Below are 15,839 nucleotides of genomic sequence, written 5' to 3'. Positions count from 1 at the left end.
GATGTAGCACTCCCACAAGGAGCTGAATGCATGCATAAGGATCCGCCAAGGTCGAAGGTGTTCTATCGTCCCATCGAAGCAGCCATCCGGTGGGCAGGTCTTCTACGACACAAGCACGCCATCGTGTCTTCGATATCTTCGCTGCGCTGCTTACCTGCCACGCTAGACTGCCCGCGCTGGGAAGAACTCCGGCTGTGCAACGATCGGATTTACGACGCCATCGTCAACGGCGACCTTCCCTACGGCCGCGCCGGTATTACCCAAAATGACGAATCGCTGTTCGACTCCACAGAGCTGACCATCCGCCACATCGACCTCAAGCGCTGGATGCGAACACACTATCCGGAACATCGTCCTGGCTTTCTTTTCAGCCGAACTGAGCGTATCGCACACCCCGTCATCACCCTGGAAACCGGTCAGGCTATGCTCATCGAGCGTCAGGCGCTCAAGACCGAGCTGGAACACTGCCACCGTCAGCTTCAAGCCCTTCAGGAACGCCATGACGGACTGCTAAAGCAGTCATCAATAATCCCCGCTTGCAACCACTGCCCGATCAGTGAGCGGGCCGAGTCCACCTACCTGAACATAGTGGGCGGCATGCTCGACCTGATGCTTGGTCAATCTCCGGCAGGAATTGCGTATTCGACTTTTCGAACGCAAGAAGCGATTGTCTCGGCCCTGATTGCTCACTACGGAAGTGCGATGGGCATTGCCGAGAGAACACTGCAAGGAAAGTTTGCCCTCGCACGCCGAAAGCTTCGCGACTCTATCTCGGCTGGATAGTTCGGCAACTCGCAGTCAACCGTACGACGCTACGAGCTAGCGCTGGTGGTCCGCCGATTCACCCGTGACCGCCAGTCCAGACTCTAGAACCTTTCCCATTCGCCCGGCTGTCTTCCAGCCGTCGAATGCGTTAAATGCGCTGGAACGGTTCACACTGGCGGAGCATGCGCGCGCTCCCTCCAGCACCGCTCCCGGGCATGGCTCACATTCGGCAGATGCAAGCTTGTATGTGCGGTATTGGAAACCGCATTTGCGGTGTACTTCGACAGCCATGTCTATTGAATAGAGGTCACGCCAACGAACGCCACTGAGCGTTAAGGAGTGACCCACATGTCGCAGACAACCGTACTGCAGCCGGGCGAGCGCCGCATCCTGCGGCTTGATGAAGTCGAGGCTAAATCAGGCTTCAAGCGCGCCCACATCTACGCCCTGATGAAAAAGGGACAGTTCCCCCAAGCATTGCGCCTGGGGGTGCGCGCCGTCGGCTGGGACTCGGCCGAAGTGGATCTGTGGATTGGGGAACGCTTGAAGAACCGCGCGCACTCGCATGCTCTCACGCACAACACCTGAGGAGATTGCCATGAAGGTCATCTCCGTCATTTCCACCAAGGGTGGGGTCGGCAAGACCACCACCGCGGCCAATCTTGGAGGATTGGTCGCCGACGCTGGGTTGCGCGTGCTGCTGATTGATCTCGATGTCCAGCCAACCCTGTCGTCGTACTTCGAGCTGACGCACCGGGCCACGGGGGGCATCTACGAGTTGCTGGCCTTCAACGAGCAACGCCCCGAGCAACTGATCTCGCGCACAGTGGTCGAGGGTTTGGACCTGATTCTGTCGAACGACGACCGCGGCGAGCTCAACACCTTGTTGCTGCATGCGCCAGATGGCCGCCTGCGCTTACGCCACCTGTTGCCGACGCTGGCCCCTCGGTATGACCTAGTGCTGATCGACACCCAGGGCGCCCGCAGCGTCATGCTGGAGATGGCGCTCCTGGCCTCGCACATGGCGCTCTCGCCCGTCACACCGGAGATCCTGGCGGCGCGAGAGCTTCGCCGGGGCACCTTGCAACTGATAGAGGACATCGCGCCATACCGTCACCTTGGCATCGAGCCGCCGGCACTGCATCTGCTGATCAACCGCGTTCACCCTGTCTCATCAAACGCCAGGCTGATCCAGCAGGCTTTGCGCGAGATGTTCCAGGGACATGTTGGTGCGGACGTCCTGGACACCAACGTCCCGGCGATCGAGGCTTATCCGCGCGCGTCAACGCGAGGCCTGCCTGTGCACCGGATCGAGTTCCGGAAGCCACCCGGCCGAGTCGCTCCCGCCGCATTGGACACCATGTGCGCCCTGGCAAGCGAACTGCTACCGACCTGGCAGGAACGATTCACACAGGTCGCGGGCAAGTCTCCGGAGATCAGAGGGGGCGGTCATGGCGAACGCGCATGAGCTGGCCCGCGGTCACAAACGGTTGAAAACACTGATCGAATTTGCGGTCGCTGAGGGGTGGCACGTCAAACGCACACCAGGAGGCCACCTGAAGTTCACCAAGGTCGGCTGCGCCCCCATCTACACCAGTTCGACGGCAAGCGATCACCGCGCGAGTCTTAATGCGCGTTCGCAGATCCGACGGGCCGATCGAGAAGCCGGTGACCGTGCGTTGGGCGATCCCCAGGGGAATCGCCATGGCTGACATGACTCCGCAGGACATGGCTAGCAAACTGCTCGCCGCGGGTTTTCAGCGGAACGGCCCATCCGCCACGACGCTGAGCGATCCCATTGCCGACACGCCCATGGTCGTGACACTGGACCAATTGCGGCCCTACGACCATGATCCACGCGTTAAACGCAATCCAGCCTACGAGGACATCAAGGCCTCGATCCGGGAGCGCGGCCTTGACGCACCGCCGGCCATCACCCGCAGGCCCGGCGAAGAGAACTACATCATCCGCAATGGCGGCAATACCCGATTGGCGATCCTGCGCGAGCTGTGGTCCGAAACCAAGCAAGAACGCTTCTATCGCCTCTCGTGCCTATTCCGGCCCTGGCCGGAGCGCGGAGAGATCGTTGCCCTCACCGGACATCTGGCCGAGAACGAGCTGCGTGGGGGCCTGACCTTTATCGAGCGCGCCCTCGGCGTCGAGAAAGCTCGCGAGTTCTACGAACTGGAGGCAGGCAACCCATTGAGCCAGTCGGAGCTGGCCAGGCGGCTGTCGGCCGATGGCTACCCCGTACAGCAGTCGCATATCAGCAGGATGCAAGATGCTGTGCACTATCTCCTCCCGGCCATCCCAAGCGTGCTCTACGCTGGATTGGGACGACACCAGGTGGAACGCATTGCAGTGATGCGCAAAGCCAGCGAGCGCATCTGGGATCGATACGCGGCCTCGCGCAAACCGACATTGGGCTTCGATGACTTCTTCCTCGACGTGTTGGCACAGTTCGATGCGCAGCCGGACGACTTCTCCGCCCAGCGTGTCCAGGATGAACTGATCGGCCAGATGGCAGAACTTGTGGGCGTCGACTATGACACCCTGAGCCTGGACCTCAATGAGAGCGAGAGCCGTCAGCGCGCGTTGATCAGTGACCCGATCTCGGCCCAACAGCACGCTGCGGCGACGCAGGGACAGACAGGGGCGTCAAGTCCATCGCGAACCTCACCACCCGAGGAAACACGTCCGCCCACAGAGAGCTCAACGTCTGCTGCGCAAGCAGCCGCAGGTGTTACGGGCCGATCGCCAGAGCCGGCGCCGGTAGCGCCCACCATCGCATTCAACACTCGACCATCCGACGACGAATCTCCCAATGCAGGCCTCGCTGCTGGAGTTCTGGTACAGGAGCACATCGTCTCCCCCGCGCCGACGACAGAGCGCCTGCAATCGATCCAGCGCCTGGTCGCGGGGCAACTCGGCGATACGTTGCCGCCGGACTTCGAGCACAACGTGCTGCAGGCCATTCCCGTCCAGGCCGGTGGGCTCTACCCGATCTCCGATGTCTGGTACATCGATCCCAGTCTTGACCTTCCCGAGCACCTTCGCGTTCACATCGCGCAATTTGCTCGCGAGATTGCGGACGAGGTATCGCTCGCTGATCGGATCGTCCCGTGCGACGACGGCATCGGGTTCCAGTGCCAACCCGCATCTGGCGTGTCGCGGATCGGCGCAGATGTCCTGATGCTTCTGGCATCCCTCAGCGGGCGGGGATCTGCCGCGGAGTTGGAGCGTCTCCCCCATTCCCTGCCGCAGCTTCTGCACGGCAAGGGTGATCCGGCCAAGCGGCTGAGCGACACCGCTCTGGTCAAGCTGTTCCGACTGCTGCGCCTGGCTCGCCGACTACTGGATCTCGTGTCCGGCAGCAGCGATCCAGGCTCATGAGCGAAGGAGGCTAGCCATGTCGACACCCCATCCGCTCAATCAAGCCGTCATCGCCCAGGCTCTGCATGACCTGCGCAATGGGCAATTGCGCCGCTGCAAGGCGATGGGGTTCGGCGATGACGACCTGGACGCGCTCAAGCACCCGGCCCTCATCAGCGTGTTGGCCAATGCATCCGTGTCCTGGTGCTCCGTGTCCATCAATCGAGAGGTGCTGCGTCGCCTGCTCGTCCAGGCGCTCGACGTGGAGAAGGAAATTGCGACCGTTGACCGCATGCTGCGCCTGGGCGCGAGCACCGAGATGGTCAGCCGCTTCTACGGTCTGACCCATCAGGAAGTCGCCCTGCGCCGCGAGATTCTGAGCCTGCCCAAACGCAAAGGTCGGCATCCTGTGCTGGACGAAACACAAGACACGGAACTGTGGCAACGCTGGAAAGCGCTCACTGCGCAGCAGGCTGTGGAACGCGCCGATGAGGCATCGCTCCTGGCCGCCGCCATGGATCTCGCAGAAGGCATGGCCTTGCCCCTGTCGGTAGTCTGGGCCACCATCAAGTCCTGGGTCGACCAGGGACTGGTCTAGGTCATGGCGGTGGATGATGAGATCCAGCGCCGAGGCCCCGTTCCGCTATCAGACCTGTTCGATGGCGCCTTGAAGACCCTTGCGGCCCAACAACAGGCCGCGCCCGCACCCGCACCCACGGATGGCTTCCTCTACAGCGGCAACCGTCACGAGAGCGTGCCCCGCGCACTTTTTCTGGATCGACGGCTCACACCCATGGAGCGCAACGCCTGGCAAGTGTTTCGCTTGCTGCTCAACGACGACGGGCTCACCGCATTCCCCACCTATGAGCAGCTCAGGCCCTGGCTGGCGTCCATGCCCTGTGGTCCGCAAGCCTCGCACGAAACCGTTGCCCGCGCCTTGACCCTGCTGCGCCTGACACGCTGGCTCAGCCTCGTTCGCCGGCGACGCGATGCCAAGACCGGCCGCATCCAGGGCAACCTCTACGTCCTGCATGATGAGCCCCTGACACCATTCGAGGCCATGCAACTGGATCCTGACTACCTGGGTCTGGTCAGCCATGCCCTGGGCCATTCCGCCAAGGCCATTCAAGCGGTCGGCATCCAGACTCTCAAGGACATTGCCGAAGACCCGATGCTCAGCGGCCGCGCGCTGCCGACCCGCCTGCAGGTACTCACGCGCCGCATGGCCGAGGGCGGCTGGCTCCCTGAAAGTTATCCACAGGACGACACCCGCCACGATTCCGAAGAAGGGCCGAATCGCCCACTTCGGAATGTCGATGCCCCTGCTTCGGAATCCGAAGCAGGGGCGAAACCCGCGCAAAACGCCTCTCTTCGGAATCCGAAGGAGGACCGTACAGTACGTAAGGAAAGTATTAATAAAGTACGTACTACCGCGCGGGCGCATGCGCTGAACGGCCTGCAAATGCCCAAACGCTTCACCGACCTCAAGCCCGAGCAGCAAGCGGGGGCCATGGTGGCACTGCAACAGGTTCAGGAGTCCATGCGCCAGGCCGTCCTGGACGAATGGGACGCCCGCTGCAAGGGCAGCTCGATCCGCAACCCGGCAGGCTATCTGTTCGGCATCGTCCAGCGCGCCATCCGAGGCGAGTTCAATGCGTGGGCGGGTCAGGCAAAGCCGGCCGCGGCTCCTGCTGCTCCGACGCCAACGCAGGAGCCGCGCAACGTCGTTCCGCCGGAAGTGGCCCGCCAACATATCGAGCGGCTGCGCAACTTGCTGAGCAAGAGCTGAGGCCCGGCTCGCAGATGTCCTTGGATGTCCATGGAGCTATCCCCTGGGGATAGCTGTCATGGTCTCTGTTCCGCCTATGCCTCGGGCTCCTCCTGCCAATACACGTAGTTGAACAAGGCGTCCAACTCGGTGAGATTGGCCAGTCCCAACTCTGATTGGACGGATCGAGCGTGCTGGCAGTAGCGCGCATAGAGATCGCCATCGACGTTGGACTTCGTCGGGTGGTCCGGGTAGCCACCGAACCCTGCGACCGCAAGGCCCGTCACCGCATTCTGGTTCATCACCGCATACCGCCGGTTGTCCAGCGCATGCAGGATCTCGGTCAACAGGTTGATACCAGCCCCAGTGATGTTCTCGAAGTGCGCGTGCAACAGCTCGAAGGCCTCGGCCGGCGCCAGGCCGGGCTGGCCAGCAATATCTGCAATGGCTGCCAGGAATCGCGCAGGCGCTCTGGCAACGCGGGTTTTGGCGCGGTGCAGTCCCCCCGAATGGAATGTGTTGATCAGTGCTTCATAGCGCGGAAGGAAACCCCGAGCGCCGCCCTTGACGGGTGTGGCCAAGGCCTTGATCTGCTGCCGCGCCAACCTCAGTTTGGACTTGCGCAGTACCTGGTGAGCGGCAAACCCATGGGACGAACCGTCGCGCCTCATTTCCGCCAGTTGGTCCGCCAACACCGTCAGGTCCCGCAAGTCATCACGGGCAACGCGATCGGCCCGCTTCCTTGCCATCTTGCGCCAAGCATCGTGGATCGCAAATTCGACGGCGTACGGATCAATGCTCTTCTTGGTCGCCAGGACAATCGATTCCTCGGCGACAAGCAGATCGAAGTGCGCCTGGACCTCCGCAAACAACGTGGGGTCCGGACCGTCGACCAAGACCGAAGCTTCGTGGTTGTCGCCGAGACCACCAGCCGTCAGGTTGGCAGACCCCACGATCACCGTGCACCGCTTGGGCTCCTGGGTCGCGTAGATCTTGGGATGGAACGTCGCATCGCCGGTGCTCAAGTAGAGCTGCATAGCGCTGCGCTTCGACAGGTCGAACAGCTTACGCAACAGCTGCGGCTCACTGAGATGGAAGCTCAGTCCGACCGCGACCCGGGCCGACATGCCACGGTCCAGCGCCTGCTCCAACGGTGTCAGCAACCCTGGTAGCGCGGAGACCTTCGCAAACGCCACCATGCACTCGAAATGATGGGCACGCTCGAGCATCTCCAGCACGGCATCCGCGTGAGATCGCTGCTCACCATTCAAAACCAGCTTCGCACTACTCCCCATCCGCCCCTCCATCATTGAAGCAATCAGTTGTCGGTATCGGAGCGTCATCGTAGCCCGCTGGGTTGCAACGCTCGATGGAGGTCAGTGGAGCTATCCCCTGGGGATAGCTGGCAGCGGCCCGCCGCACGCCGAGAACGCGGAAGGCTCCAGGTTCCATTTGTTGACTGACGAGCTTCCCCAACGCCGGGAAGCTGGCGGCTCGTTTCCCAACAGCGAGCCCACACCATGGCAATCAATGAACCCTTGCAGTTGAATCTCGGGTCGCTTCGCAGCGCGATGTCGCTGACGCTGCACACCCATCATGCTTCCCGCATCTGGCATGGCCGCGCCGCAGGCGACGGCCGAGCGGCCATCGTGGGCCTCAACGGCTACGTCTCAGTCATGAACAAGATGAAGCGCGGCGCCGAGCAGGACGACCCGTACTCCGACTGGTGGATGCTGCGTATCGAAGAGAAGCTCGATCAGACCAAGACCACCCTGCAGGCGCTGCGAGAGCAGGTTGATCAGGCCCTGGCCGGTGTGCCGACGGCACTGACCCTTGGCGAGAACCTCAATGTGCAGCCCGTCAAGCTGCCCTTGTTCGTCAATGCCCAGTTGGGCTTCGCTGCGGTCTACCTGCTGGCCGACTACGACGACATCGCCCGCAAGCTGATCCTGGCCCACCACACTGCGCTGATCGACCGCAGCACCCTGGAACGTTGGCTCAACGATGGCGCTCATGCGCTTCGCAGCCTCTTCTCACTGGCGCAGCAGTTCAGGTACTCGGGCACGACGCGCGACGACTTCGCGGCGAAGAATGCCGCAGCCCGCGCGGCCCTGGAAAAATACGGCGAGCTGCCGCAGGACGTTCTCGAAGGCACGCGCCGGTCCCGCTTCGCGCCGCCGATCTCGCGCCGCGGCCTGCAACAGCGCGATGATTCCAAGCCCCCCGAGACCGCTGCAGCCAAGAGCACCGACGCTGCGCCAGCGCCCGCCGCACCCGACGCGGATGCCGAGGACGAGCCAGCATGACGGATCCGAGCCTGGGGCAGCACGCCCATTTCCGTCCGCTGGAACAGGCGGACTTCATCAAGCTGGAACAGGCAGCCTATCTAAAAGGCCTTTTAAGACCTTTTAAAGGTAAGGGGACTCTCGAAGACTGGGCCAGCCGATGTCACGCGCAAAGGGACCAACTCATCGCCCTGGCGCAACGGCGCGTGCTGCGGCAAGCCACCGGGCATCCCTTTCAACTGCTGCCCGCCGAACTGGCCCAGCAAAAGACTGGCGCAGGCACGACCTTTCTGCGCTGGCGCAGGCCAGACCGGTCCGCCATGGGCGTGGCGCTGTGGCAGGAACTCATCGCCAGTACCGCCACGCCGGTCAACCTGCTGGCCGACCTGTATGCCCTGGAACAGCAGCGCATCGTGCTGAACATGCAGATCAGCCTGCTGCACACACTGGGCCGCCAGGCTCAGGACTGCGCCGGCAAGATGGCCCAGGCCGAGCTCGCGTACCTGCGCCGGATCCAGGGAACCACGACCACCGCACGGTCAGGGCATCTGCCACAACCTTGACCACCAGCATCCCTCCCGCATTGGCCGTGGGCCAGGCGGGCTCTTCACCCACCAAGGAGATTTCGATATGAGCACCCACTTCTACGGCGAAGGCAACATCGGTTCCACCCCCGACTTCCGCGAGTTCGCCAACGGCAACGACGAGCCCAATCGCCTGCTGCGGCTGAACGTCTACTTCGACAACCCGGTGCCGAAGAAAGACGGCACCTTCGAGGATCGCGGTGGCTTCTGGGCACCCGTCGAGATCTGGCACCGCGACGCCGACCATTGGAAGGATCTGTACCAGAAAGGCATGCGCGTCATGGTCGAAGGCCGCACGGTCAAGGACGAATGGGAGGATGCCGACGAAAACGAACGCACCACGTTCAAGATCGAGGCCCGGCGCGTGGGCATCCTGCCGTTCCGCGTGGAATCGGTGAGGCTCAGCGCCAAGCCTGCAAGCGAACAGGACAACGACGCCTCGTAATCAACCAGGAGCAGTGCAGTGCGGCCTGCTCCCGTCCTTCCAATCCCCAGGAGCAACGCTATCCCCTGGGGATAGCTCCACCAACGTCCACAGAGGATCTTTTGGCGGCCTAGCAGAAGCTCCTGAAGACGCCGCAAAACTCCCGGCCATCGCATCGCGCCCTGGATCAGCACCTCATGACGACCACTCTGCTCGATAGGCCTCGGCTTCATCGGCATACTGATGGCAATTCACTTGAAGGGTGCCATCCGTGATCAGCCATAGAACCCGCTATTCGCTCGCCCAGTTTCTGTCGATTCAAGAAGCCTCTGTCTCCATCGCACTGTTCGGCAAGTACGGCGTCGAACATCTCTCGCTGTATCCAGCCCAGTTGCTGACGGACATCATGAATGTCGTTCGTGACCAGGGCGATCGAACCTTGCTACTGGTGCTACAGGAGATTGTTGCAACGCCCGGCAATCTCCGCGCCAAAATATCTCCGAAGCCAGTCTTCGACGAGCGCATGCACGACCTCACCCAGTGCTTGCTGATCGATGGCTACATCGCGCAGGACAAGAAGCTGCTGCAGGCTGACCCCTCCATCGCCGACGCGGCCCCTGTTGAAGACGACCTGATCACCGCATTGCGTGGCTTTGGCACGCCACAACGGGACGCGATCATCGCCAAGATCAACGACTCGGCCGAAGCATTCCGTGCCGCGCAACCCGACTACAACGCCGCCCTGACCAATGCGCGCGTTGCACTCGAATCGCTCGCGGTGGATGTCGCAGCGGATGTCGTTCATCAGCAGCAGGCGACCGCCTCCTACAACCCGGCCAAGTGGGGCGAGGTCATCGGCTTCTTGCGCAACAGCGGCGAGATCACCATCGAGGAGGAGAAAGGCCTGGCCGGCGTCTTTGGCTTCCTCAGTCCGGGCGCGCATCGCCCCATCGGCATCCCCGAAAACCAGATGGCCCGCTTGGGGCGATCCTTCGCACTCAACATGTGCTGGTTCCTGCTGCAGAACCGCCTCGCCCACCGCAGCAACTGACCTCGCGCCACGGCGACTTCGTCGCCGTGCAGTTAAAGCGCGAATTCACTGATCAATCTGCGGGCACAACGCGATCTCTCGCCATCCGCGTTGTTTGCTGCCCGTACCGCAATCTCTCGACATGCTTGCGCCCATGAACAACATCATGTGGGTGAGGCAGCATGCGGCTATTTCTCTGCGAGAAGCCCTCTCAGGGTAAAGACATCGGGCGCATCCTGGGGGCCACACAGCGCGGCGACGGATGCTTGAGCGGTTCAGGTGTCACCGTCACCTGGTGCATTGGGCATCTCGTGGAGGCCGCACCGCCGGAATCCTATGGCGAGCAGTTCAAGCGCTGGTCCATCGAGCAGTTGCCCATCATTCCCGGGCGTTGGCGCGTCGAGGTCAAACCCAAGACGGCAACGCAGTTCAAAGCGGTCAAGTGCCTGCTGGCGCAGGCCACCGAGCTGGTCATTGCGACGGACGCGGATCGCGAGGGTGAACTGATCGCCCGCGAGATCATCGAACTGTGCGGCTACCGAGGCCCGATCCAGCGGCTGTGGCTATCGGCGCTCAATGACGCGTCCATCCGCAAGGCACTGTCCTCCCTCAAGCCATCGGCGGACACGCTGCCGATGTACTTCTCCGCACTGGCGCGTTCTCGCGCGGACTGGCTGATCGGCATGAACCTCAGCCGGCTGTTCACGGTCCTGGGTCGCCAAGCGGGCTACGAGGGCGTGCTCTCAGTGGGGCGCGTGCAGACGCCCACGTTGAAACTGGTCGTGGATCGCGATCGTGACATCGCGCGCTTCGTCTCCGTACCCTATTGGGTTGTCGAGGTAGCTCTCAACGCTGCATCGGCCACCTTCACGGCCCATTGGCAGGCACCGCCCGCTGTCTGTGATCAGAACGGCCGCTGCCTTCAAGAGGCGGTTGCCCGCAAAGCACTGGAGCGCATCCGCTCGGCCGGCTCGGCTCAGGTCAGTTCTGTGGAAACCGAGCGCGTCCGGGAGGCTCCGCCGCTTCCGTTCGACCTGGGCACGCTCCAGGAGGTCTGCTCTCGCCAATTCGGGCTTGATGTGCAGGAAACGCTGGATATCGCGCAAGCGCTCTACGAAACCCATAAGGCTACCACCTACCCTCGTTCGGATTCAGGCTACCTGCCCGAATCCATGCTGACCGAAGTACCCGCTGTCCTGAGCGCGCTGGTCGCGACCGACCCGACTCTCGGCGCGATGGTGGCCAAGCTCAATCTTGCCCAGGTCTCCCGCGCCTGGAACGACGGCAAGGTCACTGCCCACCACGGCATTATTCCCACCATGGAGCCAGCCAAGCTTTCGGCCATGTCGGAGAAGGAGCAAGCAGTCTATGGCCTGATTCGCGCCCACTACCTCGCCCAGTTCATGCCTCACCATGAATATGACCGCACCGTCGCACTCTTGTCGTCGGCCGGTGAATCGATGCAGGCCACGGGCAAGCAGGTCGTGGTGCTGGGTTGGCGTCTGGCGTTGATCAACTGTGGTCCGGACGCCCCGGACGACGAGCCTGCCCAGCGCGCACAGATCCTGCCGACACTATCAAACGGCATGCAGTGCCGGGTCGCACAGGCCGAACTCAAGGCCATGAAAACATTGCCGCCCAAACCCTATACGCAAGGCGAGTTGGTCAAGGCGATGAAGGGCGTGGCCAAGTTGGTCTCCGATCCAAGGCTGAAGCAGAAGCTCAAGGACACCGTAGGCATTGGCACCGAAGCCACCCGCGCCAACATCATCGGAGGGCTGCTCGGGCGCGGATATCTGCTGAAGAAAGGCCGCGCCATCCGCGCATCGGATGCGGCGTTTACCCTGATCGATACCGTGCCCGCGGCTATTGCGGATCCAGGAACCACAGCAATCTGGGAACAGGCGCTGGACATGATCGAGTCGGGGCAACTCAGCCTCGATACGTTCATAGAAAAGCAGTCGTCCTGGATCGCACAGCTGATCCAGCAGTATCGCGGCACCACCCTGGCAATCAAGGTCCCGCAGGGGCCCGCGTGTCCCGACTGCGGCGCCCCCACGCGCCAACGCACCGGCAAGAGCGGGCCGTTCTGGTCCTGCAGCCGGTATCCGGATTGCAAGGGCACGCTGCCTGTCGAGACCGGCAAAGGCGCACGTGGCGGCACGCGCAAGCGCAGCAAACCGAAGGCACCCTGAAGTGCCCTGAATCCCACCACCATGTCGGCCCGCAGCCGGCGACATGGCAGTCCGTCCCGCCTCCCAGCGGGACAACCAGCGCGCGACTCCTTCTGCAACGGTGTGCGCGCCTCTGCGGACCGCCTTTGGTCCACGAGGCGAGAAGGCCACTTTTACCCGAATCGCGCGCCTGCGCATTCTCCTGATCGGCATTTCTTCCGTCCGCAGAGAGGGGTCTCCTGGTGCCTCGCAAGCATGGCGCTACGCGAGCCACCAGGAGACCCCTCAAGGTCGACGGTATTCAGTGCCGGAGCCCGCCGGCGAATCAACGGGCGCCTTTTGTGCGCGGATGTGCGCCAGGCAATACCGACCCCAGCCACGATATGGGTCGGGTGTGAATGCTGAAACAGTGGACGGTTCTACCGACGACCGAACCCTGTGCAGCCCATGGGTGGTGACCTTGTCTTGAGTCGGAGGCCAGACGGCCTCCGGCACCTTCTCGCGCCGTACCAGCGCATGTAGCGCACTCCGAAGATTCGCCCACCATCGCGGAACGTCCGGTTTCCCATTTCCTGACGACAGAACCAACCCCGACCCAGATCCTTGGCACAGGCTCGCTGTTTCAACAGCAACCCGCCAGCAGCCAAGGTCGCCCCAGGCTGCGCCACGCCCAGGCGTGTCGACCATCCCCATCCGCATCGCATCGTGCCGCGGATGCACGCCCGCCAGGGCGCCGATGCATCGCAATCCCTCGGGCGCACCTGCCCATCCAAAGCCCAAGCCGACCTCTTCCCAGTGTGCGCGGCGCCTTCGTTCGCCTCTTGGCGACCTACCCATCCACGCGTCCTCGGACGCAAAGCCATCCAAGGAGCTTTCCATGAGAACCATCTGTCTTCAGACGAACCAGAACCGTCTCATCGCCAACCTGCGTCATGCCTTCAACCAAAGCTCGATGCTCGGGGAACTGCTGCAGAACGCCAGACGAGCACAAGCCGGTGCCATCCACTTCACCGTGGAAGACAACAGTCTCACCATCCGTGACGACGGCAGCGGCATCACCGACCTGCAGACCCTCATCCACATTGCCGAGTCCGGCTGGGACGAACAGACCCAGACGCGCGAGAACGCCTTCGGCATGGGGGTGTTGTCCACGCTGTACTTCGCTGAACGCCTGACCGCCCGGTCTGATGGCAAGGCATTCAGCGCCGCTACGGCGGCAATCATCCGCGGCGAGCCGATTCAGGTGTTCCCCTGGGATCTGGTTGTAGGCACCGAAATCCGATTGGATGGCATCCAGCCAACGCAGCCGGGGGAGACCCTTCTTGCTTGGGCTGACCGTCTTTTGCGCACCCTGTGCGAAGCCTTTCCGGTTCCAGTCTGGCTCAATGGCCACGAGGTGCCTCGGCCCCTGGCGGACCCCGCGCTGCAATGGCGCGAGACGCCCATGGGCAAGATCCTGCTCGATCTGTCCGCTCCTCGCACGCAGTGGCGGTGCATTCTCCAAGGCCTTCCAATCGGTCGATCGCCATCGATCTGCAGGCATCAGGTCGTACAGTTGCCGGCCGAAACACTCGCCAGACTTCCCGATCGTCAGCACCTGCTGAACGAGGCGGAAGACCACAAGTGCATCCAAGCCGCGGTCGACGGTGCCTATCGCCAGGCGTTGATCGAAACCAAGGAGCGTCTCTCGGCCAGCGACTTTGTCGTGCATTACGCGCGCATCTGCGTGGATTCATCCAACGCCGACCTGCTCAACGACGTCCCCTTCGTTCCAAGAGCCTGGTTCCGATCGTGGGCCCTTGAACCGGCAGGATTCCGTCACTACTGGGATCGCCACGTGTCCGAAGGCATCGTGGCCCGCGAGATGCTGGAAGAAACGGGCGCCTGGCGGATCGAATCGGAAGGCGACGACGAACCCACCGCCGAGGTGTACCTGGAGGCTCGTAAGGCCTTCTTGGTCGAGGAGAGCAGGATCGACGGCGGGCACTGGCTGCTGGGAATCGTGAGGCCAATTGCACCGGAGGATGTTCATGTCCGACCAGGCTCAATCCTGCACCGTGATGACAGCCTGTGTCTGGCCGACTACGAAGTTGGGCTCGCCTTGGCTGACAGCCTCTACGTGAGCATCGACGGCGAGCCGGAAGTTGCGGTCGGCGCCATTCGCAAAGGTGTGACGTTGTTCCTCACGGCCGAGGCCGGCAGCGTGACGTCGCTGGTCTCCGACTACGTCTTCGATGATCGCTATGACGAGGATCGCGAGGATGAAGACGGCCGCACCATCGACACCTTCATCGCCGTGGGCTGCTCACAGTCCCCGGCCGGCGTTGTACAGGCCCTGCTGCCCAGCACGTTGCGCTATTCGACACAGCCCAAGCTGGCGGGGGCCGTTGTTCAACTGACCTTCGACGCGGAAGGCAAGTTGGCCGCAGTGACGGCTTGAATCCACCTTTCATCCACCACCACGCCCCCGGATCTCCGGGGGCTTTTCTTTGTGCGGTCACAAGGACCGCTCAGGCCCACGGCACACGATGAATCCGGTACAGCGCGGATTCCCATTGCTCCCTGACTCCCCCCTCTGCTTGGGCAAAGCTTCCCGCATGTGTCGCTGACGTTGTCAGCACCATGCCAGCAGCAAGGATCCTCCGGCTGCGCAGGGAATCCCCTCCCTGAGATCCACCAGTCCGCCATCGCATCGGTCCGCGGATGAACGCCATTCAGGCGTCGATGCATCTTCCTTTCTTCAACCCCCGCGGGAACTGCCATCCCGACAGGGGCACGGCCGTCTCGCTGTCACCTAGGAGTCGTCCATGTCTCACCGCGCCTCTTTCGGCCATCTGGCCTTGGTCTACGTCGGCAAATACCTGTCGCTTGAAGTCATGCAAAGCGCAGCGGGCCACTACATCGGCACCCGCGACAGCGAAGGCCCCGTATCTCGCGAATCGAACGAGTACTTCCGAAGCGCGGCCACCGCTCAGCGTGCCCTCGAAAGAGGCGGCTGGACCCAGTTGCCCAACCCCTGATCCCTCATCAAGGAGATACACCATGAACCAGCTTCTGCCCCCGGAAGTCGTTGATCAGATCATGCGGGAAGAGCGGCATTTCGCATGCGCTCCGGACGCATTCTTCCAAGCCTGGAAGCGCGGTGCCGGAATCGCAGGACCCGAGTGGTTCGGCAACGGTACCCACGAAGGCCTGCAGCACGCCACCAGCAAGTGGGATCTCCGTCCCAACATGCTGACGCTCAACGATGCCCTCGGCGTTCTGAGCAGCGGTCAACGCATGTTCCTGTCCGCGATGGTCAGCTTCTACAACGCCCGTGAGGGTGCTGCGATGCTGCGCCGTTGTGGATTTGAAGGGCTTGCCGATCTCGGCGGCCTGGATCTGGAGCGTCGTCAGGTCATCGCCGATCTGGTGCTGAACTACAGCGGCTGGTAAGC

General features: G+C 62.6%; 16 protein-coding genes. 15 read left to right on the top strand and 1 reads right to left on the bottom strand.

Annotated elements, in window-relative coordinates; all coding sequences use genetic code 11:
- Nucleotides 1-30 precede the first annotated feature (30 nt).
- The 7 genes from AC3WJE_RS03790 (at nt 31) to AC3WJE_RS03760 (ending at nt 5,926) form a co-directional block, all read left to right on the top strand.
- Nucleotides 31-783: a hypothetical protein gene (locus AC3WJE_RS03790; RefSeq protein WP_493729436.1), complete on the top strand. Its 753-nt coding sequence runs from the start codon at nt 31-33 to the stop codon at nt 781-783.
- Nucleotides 784-1,113: 330 nt separating this feature from the next.
- Entirely contained in the window at nt 1,114-1,353 is a 240-nt protein-coding gene (locus tag AC3WJE_RS03785; RefSeq protein ID WP_493729435.1) for an AlpA family transcriptional regulator, read from the top strand.
- 10 nt (nt 1,354-1,363) lie between these two features.
- On the top strand, nt 1,364-2,233 hold the full coding sequence (locus AC3WJE_RS03780; protein WP_493729434.1) for a ParA family protein: 870 nt from the start codon (nt 1,364-1,366) through the stop codon (nt 2,231-2,233).
- Entirely contained in the window at nt 2,217-2,477 is a 261-nt protein-coding gene (locus AC3WJE_RS03775; RefSeq protein ID WP_493729433.1) for a hypothetical protein, read from the top strand. The genes AC3WJE_RS03780 and AC3WJE_RS03775 overlap by 17 nt, the downstream gene beginning before the upstream one ends.
- Nucleotides 2,470-4,158, top strand: a complete 1,689-nt coding sequence (locus AC3WJE_RS03770) for a ParB family protein (protein ID WP_493729432.1) — start codon at nt 2,470-2,472, stop codon at nt 4,156-4,158. Before AC3WJE_RS03775 ends, AC3WJE_RS03770 begins: the two co-directional genes overlap by 8 nt.
- A 16-nt stretch (nt 4,159-4,174) precedes the next feature.
- Entirely contained in the window at nt 4,175-4,735 is a 561-nt protein-coding gene (locus AC3WJE_RS03765) for a DUF2857 domain-containing protein (protein ID WP_066267485.1), read from the top strand.
- Between the two features lie 3 nt (nt 4,736-4,738).
- Nucleotides 4,739-5,926: an STY4528 family pathogenicity island replication protein gene (locus AC3WJE_RS03760; protein WP_493729431.1), complete on the top strand. Its 1,188-nt coding sequence runs from the start codon at nt 4,739-4,741 to the stop codon at nt 5,924-5,926.
- 74 nt (nt 5,927-6,000) lie between these two features.
- On the opposite strand, the gene AC3WJE_RS03755 is transcribed toward AC3WJE_RS03760, so the two are convergent.
- Entirely contained in the window at nt 6,001-7,248 is a 1,248-nt protein-coding gene (locus tag AC3WJE_RS03755; RefSeq protein WP_493729430.1) for a phospholipase D-like domain-containing protein, read from the bottom strand.
- A 177-nt stretch (nt 7,249-7,425) separates the two neighbouring features.
- Here AC3WJE_RS03755 and AC3WJE_RS03750 point away from each other — a divergent pair, with 177 nt between their 5' ends.
- The 8 genes from AC3WJE_RS03750 to AC3WJE_RS03715 all read left to right on the top strand — a co-directional run bounded on the left by AC3WJE_RS03750 (nt 7,426) and on the right by AC3WJE_RS03715 (nt 15,837).
- Nucleotides 7,426-8,211, top strand: a complete 786-nt coding sequence (locus AC3WJE_RS03750) for a PFL_4669 family integrating conjugative element protein (protein ID WP_493729429.1) — start codon at nt 7,426-7,428, stop codon at nt 8,209-8,211.
- Nucleotides 8,208-8,753: a DUF3158 family protein gene (locus AC3WJE_RS03745; protein ID WP_493729428.1), complete on the top strand. Its 546-nt coding sequence runs from the start codon at nt 8,208-8,210 to the stop codon at nt 8,751-8,753. Before AC3WJE_RS03750 ends, AC3WJE_RS03745 begins: the two co-directional genes overlap by 4 nt.
- Nucleotides 8,754-8,820: 67 nt before the next feature.
- Nucleotides 8,821-9,219: a single-stranded DNA-binding protein gene (locus AC3WJE_RS03740; RefSeq protein WP_342099449.1), complete on the top strand. Its 399-nt coding sequence runs from the start codon at nt 8,821-8,823 to the stop codon at nt 9,217-9,219.
- 250 nt (nt 9,220-9,469) lie between these two features.
- Nucleotides 9,470-10,249, top strand: coding sequence for a hypothetical protein (locus tag AC3WJE_RS03735; RefSeq protein ID WP_493729427.1), 780 nt, complete (start codon nt 9,470-9,472; stop codon nt 10,247-10,249).
- A gap of 161 nt (nt 10,250-10,410) precedes the next feature.
- Nucleotides 10,411-12,423: a DNA topoisomerase III gene (locus tag AC3WJE_RS03730; RefSeq protein WP_493729426.1), complete on the top strand. Its 2,013-nt coding sequence runs from the start codon at nt 10,411-10,413 to the stop codon at nt 12,421-12,423.
- An 856-nt stretch (nt 12,424-13,279) separates the two neighbouring features.
- Complete coding sequence (locus AC3WJE_RS03725) at nt 13,280-14,842, top strand: ATP-binding protein (RefSeq protein ID WP_493729425.1); 1,563 nt, start codon at nt 13,280-13,282, stop codon at nt 14,840-14,842.
- Between the two features lie 367 nt (nt 14,843-15,209).
- Entirely contained in the window at nt 15,210-15,422 is a 213-nt protein-coding gene (locus AC3WJE_RS03720; RefSeq protein ID WP_342099445.1) for a hypothetical protein, read from the top strand.
- A gap of 22 nt (nt 15,423-15,444) precedes the next feature.
- Nucleotides 15,445-15,837: a hypothetical protein gene (locus tag AC3WJE_RS03715; protein WP_493729424.1), complete on the top strand. Its 393-nt coding sequence runs from the start codon at nt 15,445-15,447 to the stop codon at nt 15,835-15,837.
- The last annotated feature ends 2 nt before the right edge of the window (nt 15,838-15,839 follow it).

The sequence above is a fragment of the Pseudomonas sp. GW821-FHT07E12 genome (assembly GCF_058986605.1).
Note: the sequence above shows the minus strand (reverse complement) of the source record. Positions and strands in the feature narration are given on the sequence as shown.

Bases quoted from the DNA above. Each gene is read 5' to 3' on its own strand.
- AC3WJE_RS03740 (WP_342099449.1), top strand. From the start codon at position 8,821: ATGAGCACCCACTTCTACGGCGAAGGCAACATCGGTTCCACCCCCGAC.
- AC3WJE_RS03750 (WP_493729429.1), top strand. From the start codon at position 7,426: ATGGCAATCAATGAACCCTTGCAGTTGAATCTCGGGTCGCTTCGCAGC.
- AC3WJE_RS03775 (WP_493729433.1), top strand. From the start codon at position 2,217: ATGGCGAACGCGCATGAGCTGGCCCGCGGTCACAAACGGTTGAAAACA.
- AC3WJE_RS03770 (WP_493729432.1), top strand. From the start codon at position 2,470: ATGGCTGACATGACTCCGCAGGACATGGCTAGCAAACTGCTCGCCGCG.
- AC3WJE_RS03790 (WP_493729436.1), top strand. From the start codon at position 31: ATGCATAAGGATCCGCCAAGGTCGAAGGTGTTCTATCGTCCCATCGAA.
- AC3WJE_RS03725 (WP_493729425.1), top strand. From the start codon at position 13,280: ATGAGAACCATCTGTCTTCAGACGAACCAGAACCGTCTCATCGCCAAC.
- AC3WJE_RS03760 (WP_493729431.1), top strand. From the start codon at position 4,739: ATGGCGGTGGATGATGAGATCCAGCGCCGAGGCCCCGTTCCGCTATCA.
- AC3WJE_RS03730 (WP_493729426.1), top strand. From the start codon at position 10,411: ATGCGGCTATTTCTCTGCGAGAAGCCCTCTCAGGGTAAAGACATCGGG.
- AC3WJE_RS03720 (WP_342099445.1), top strand. From the start codon at position 15,210: ATGTCTCACCGCGCCTCTTTCGGCCATCTGGCCTTGGTCTACGTCGGC.
- AC3WJE_RS03765 (WP_066267485.1), top strand. From the start codon at position 4,175: ATGTCGACACCCCATCCGCTCAATCAAGCCGTCATCGCCCAGGCTCTG.
- AC3WJE_RS03745 (WP_493729428.1), top strand. From the start codon at position 8,208: ATGACGGATCCGAGCCTGGGGCAGCACGCCCATTTCCGTCCGCTGGAA.
- AC3WJE_RS03780 (WP_493729434.1), top strand. From the start codon at position 1,364: ATGAAGGTCATCTCCGTCATTTCCACCAAGGGTGGGGTCGGCAAGACC.
- AC3WJE_RS03755 (WP_493729430.1), bottom strand. From the start codon at position 7,248: ATGACGCTCCGATACCGACAACTGATTGCTTCAATGATGGAGGGGCGG.
- AC3WJE_RS03785 (WP_493729435.1), top strand. From the start codon at position 1,114: ATGTCGCAGACAACCGTACTGCAGCCGGGCGAGCGCCGCATCCTGCGG.
- AC3WJE_RS03715 (WP_493729424.1), top strand. From the start codon at position 15,445: ATGAACCAGCTTCTGCCCCCGGAAGTCGTTGATCAGATCATGCGGGAA.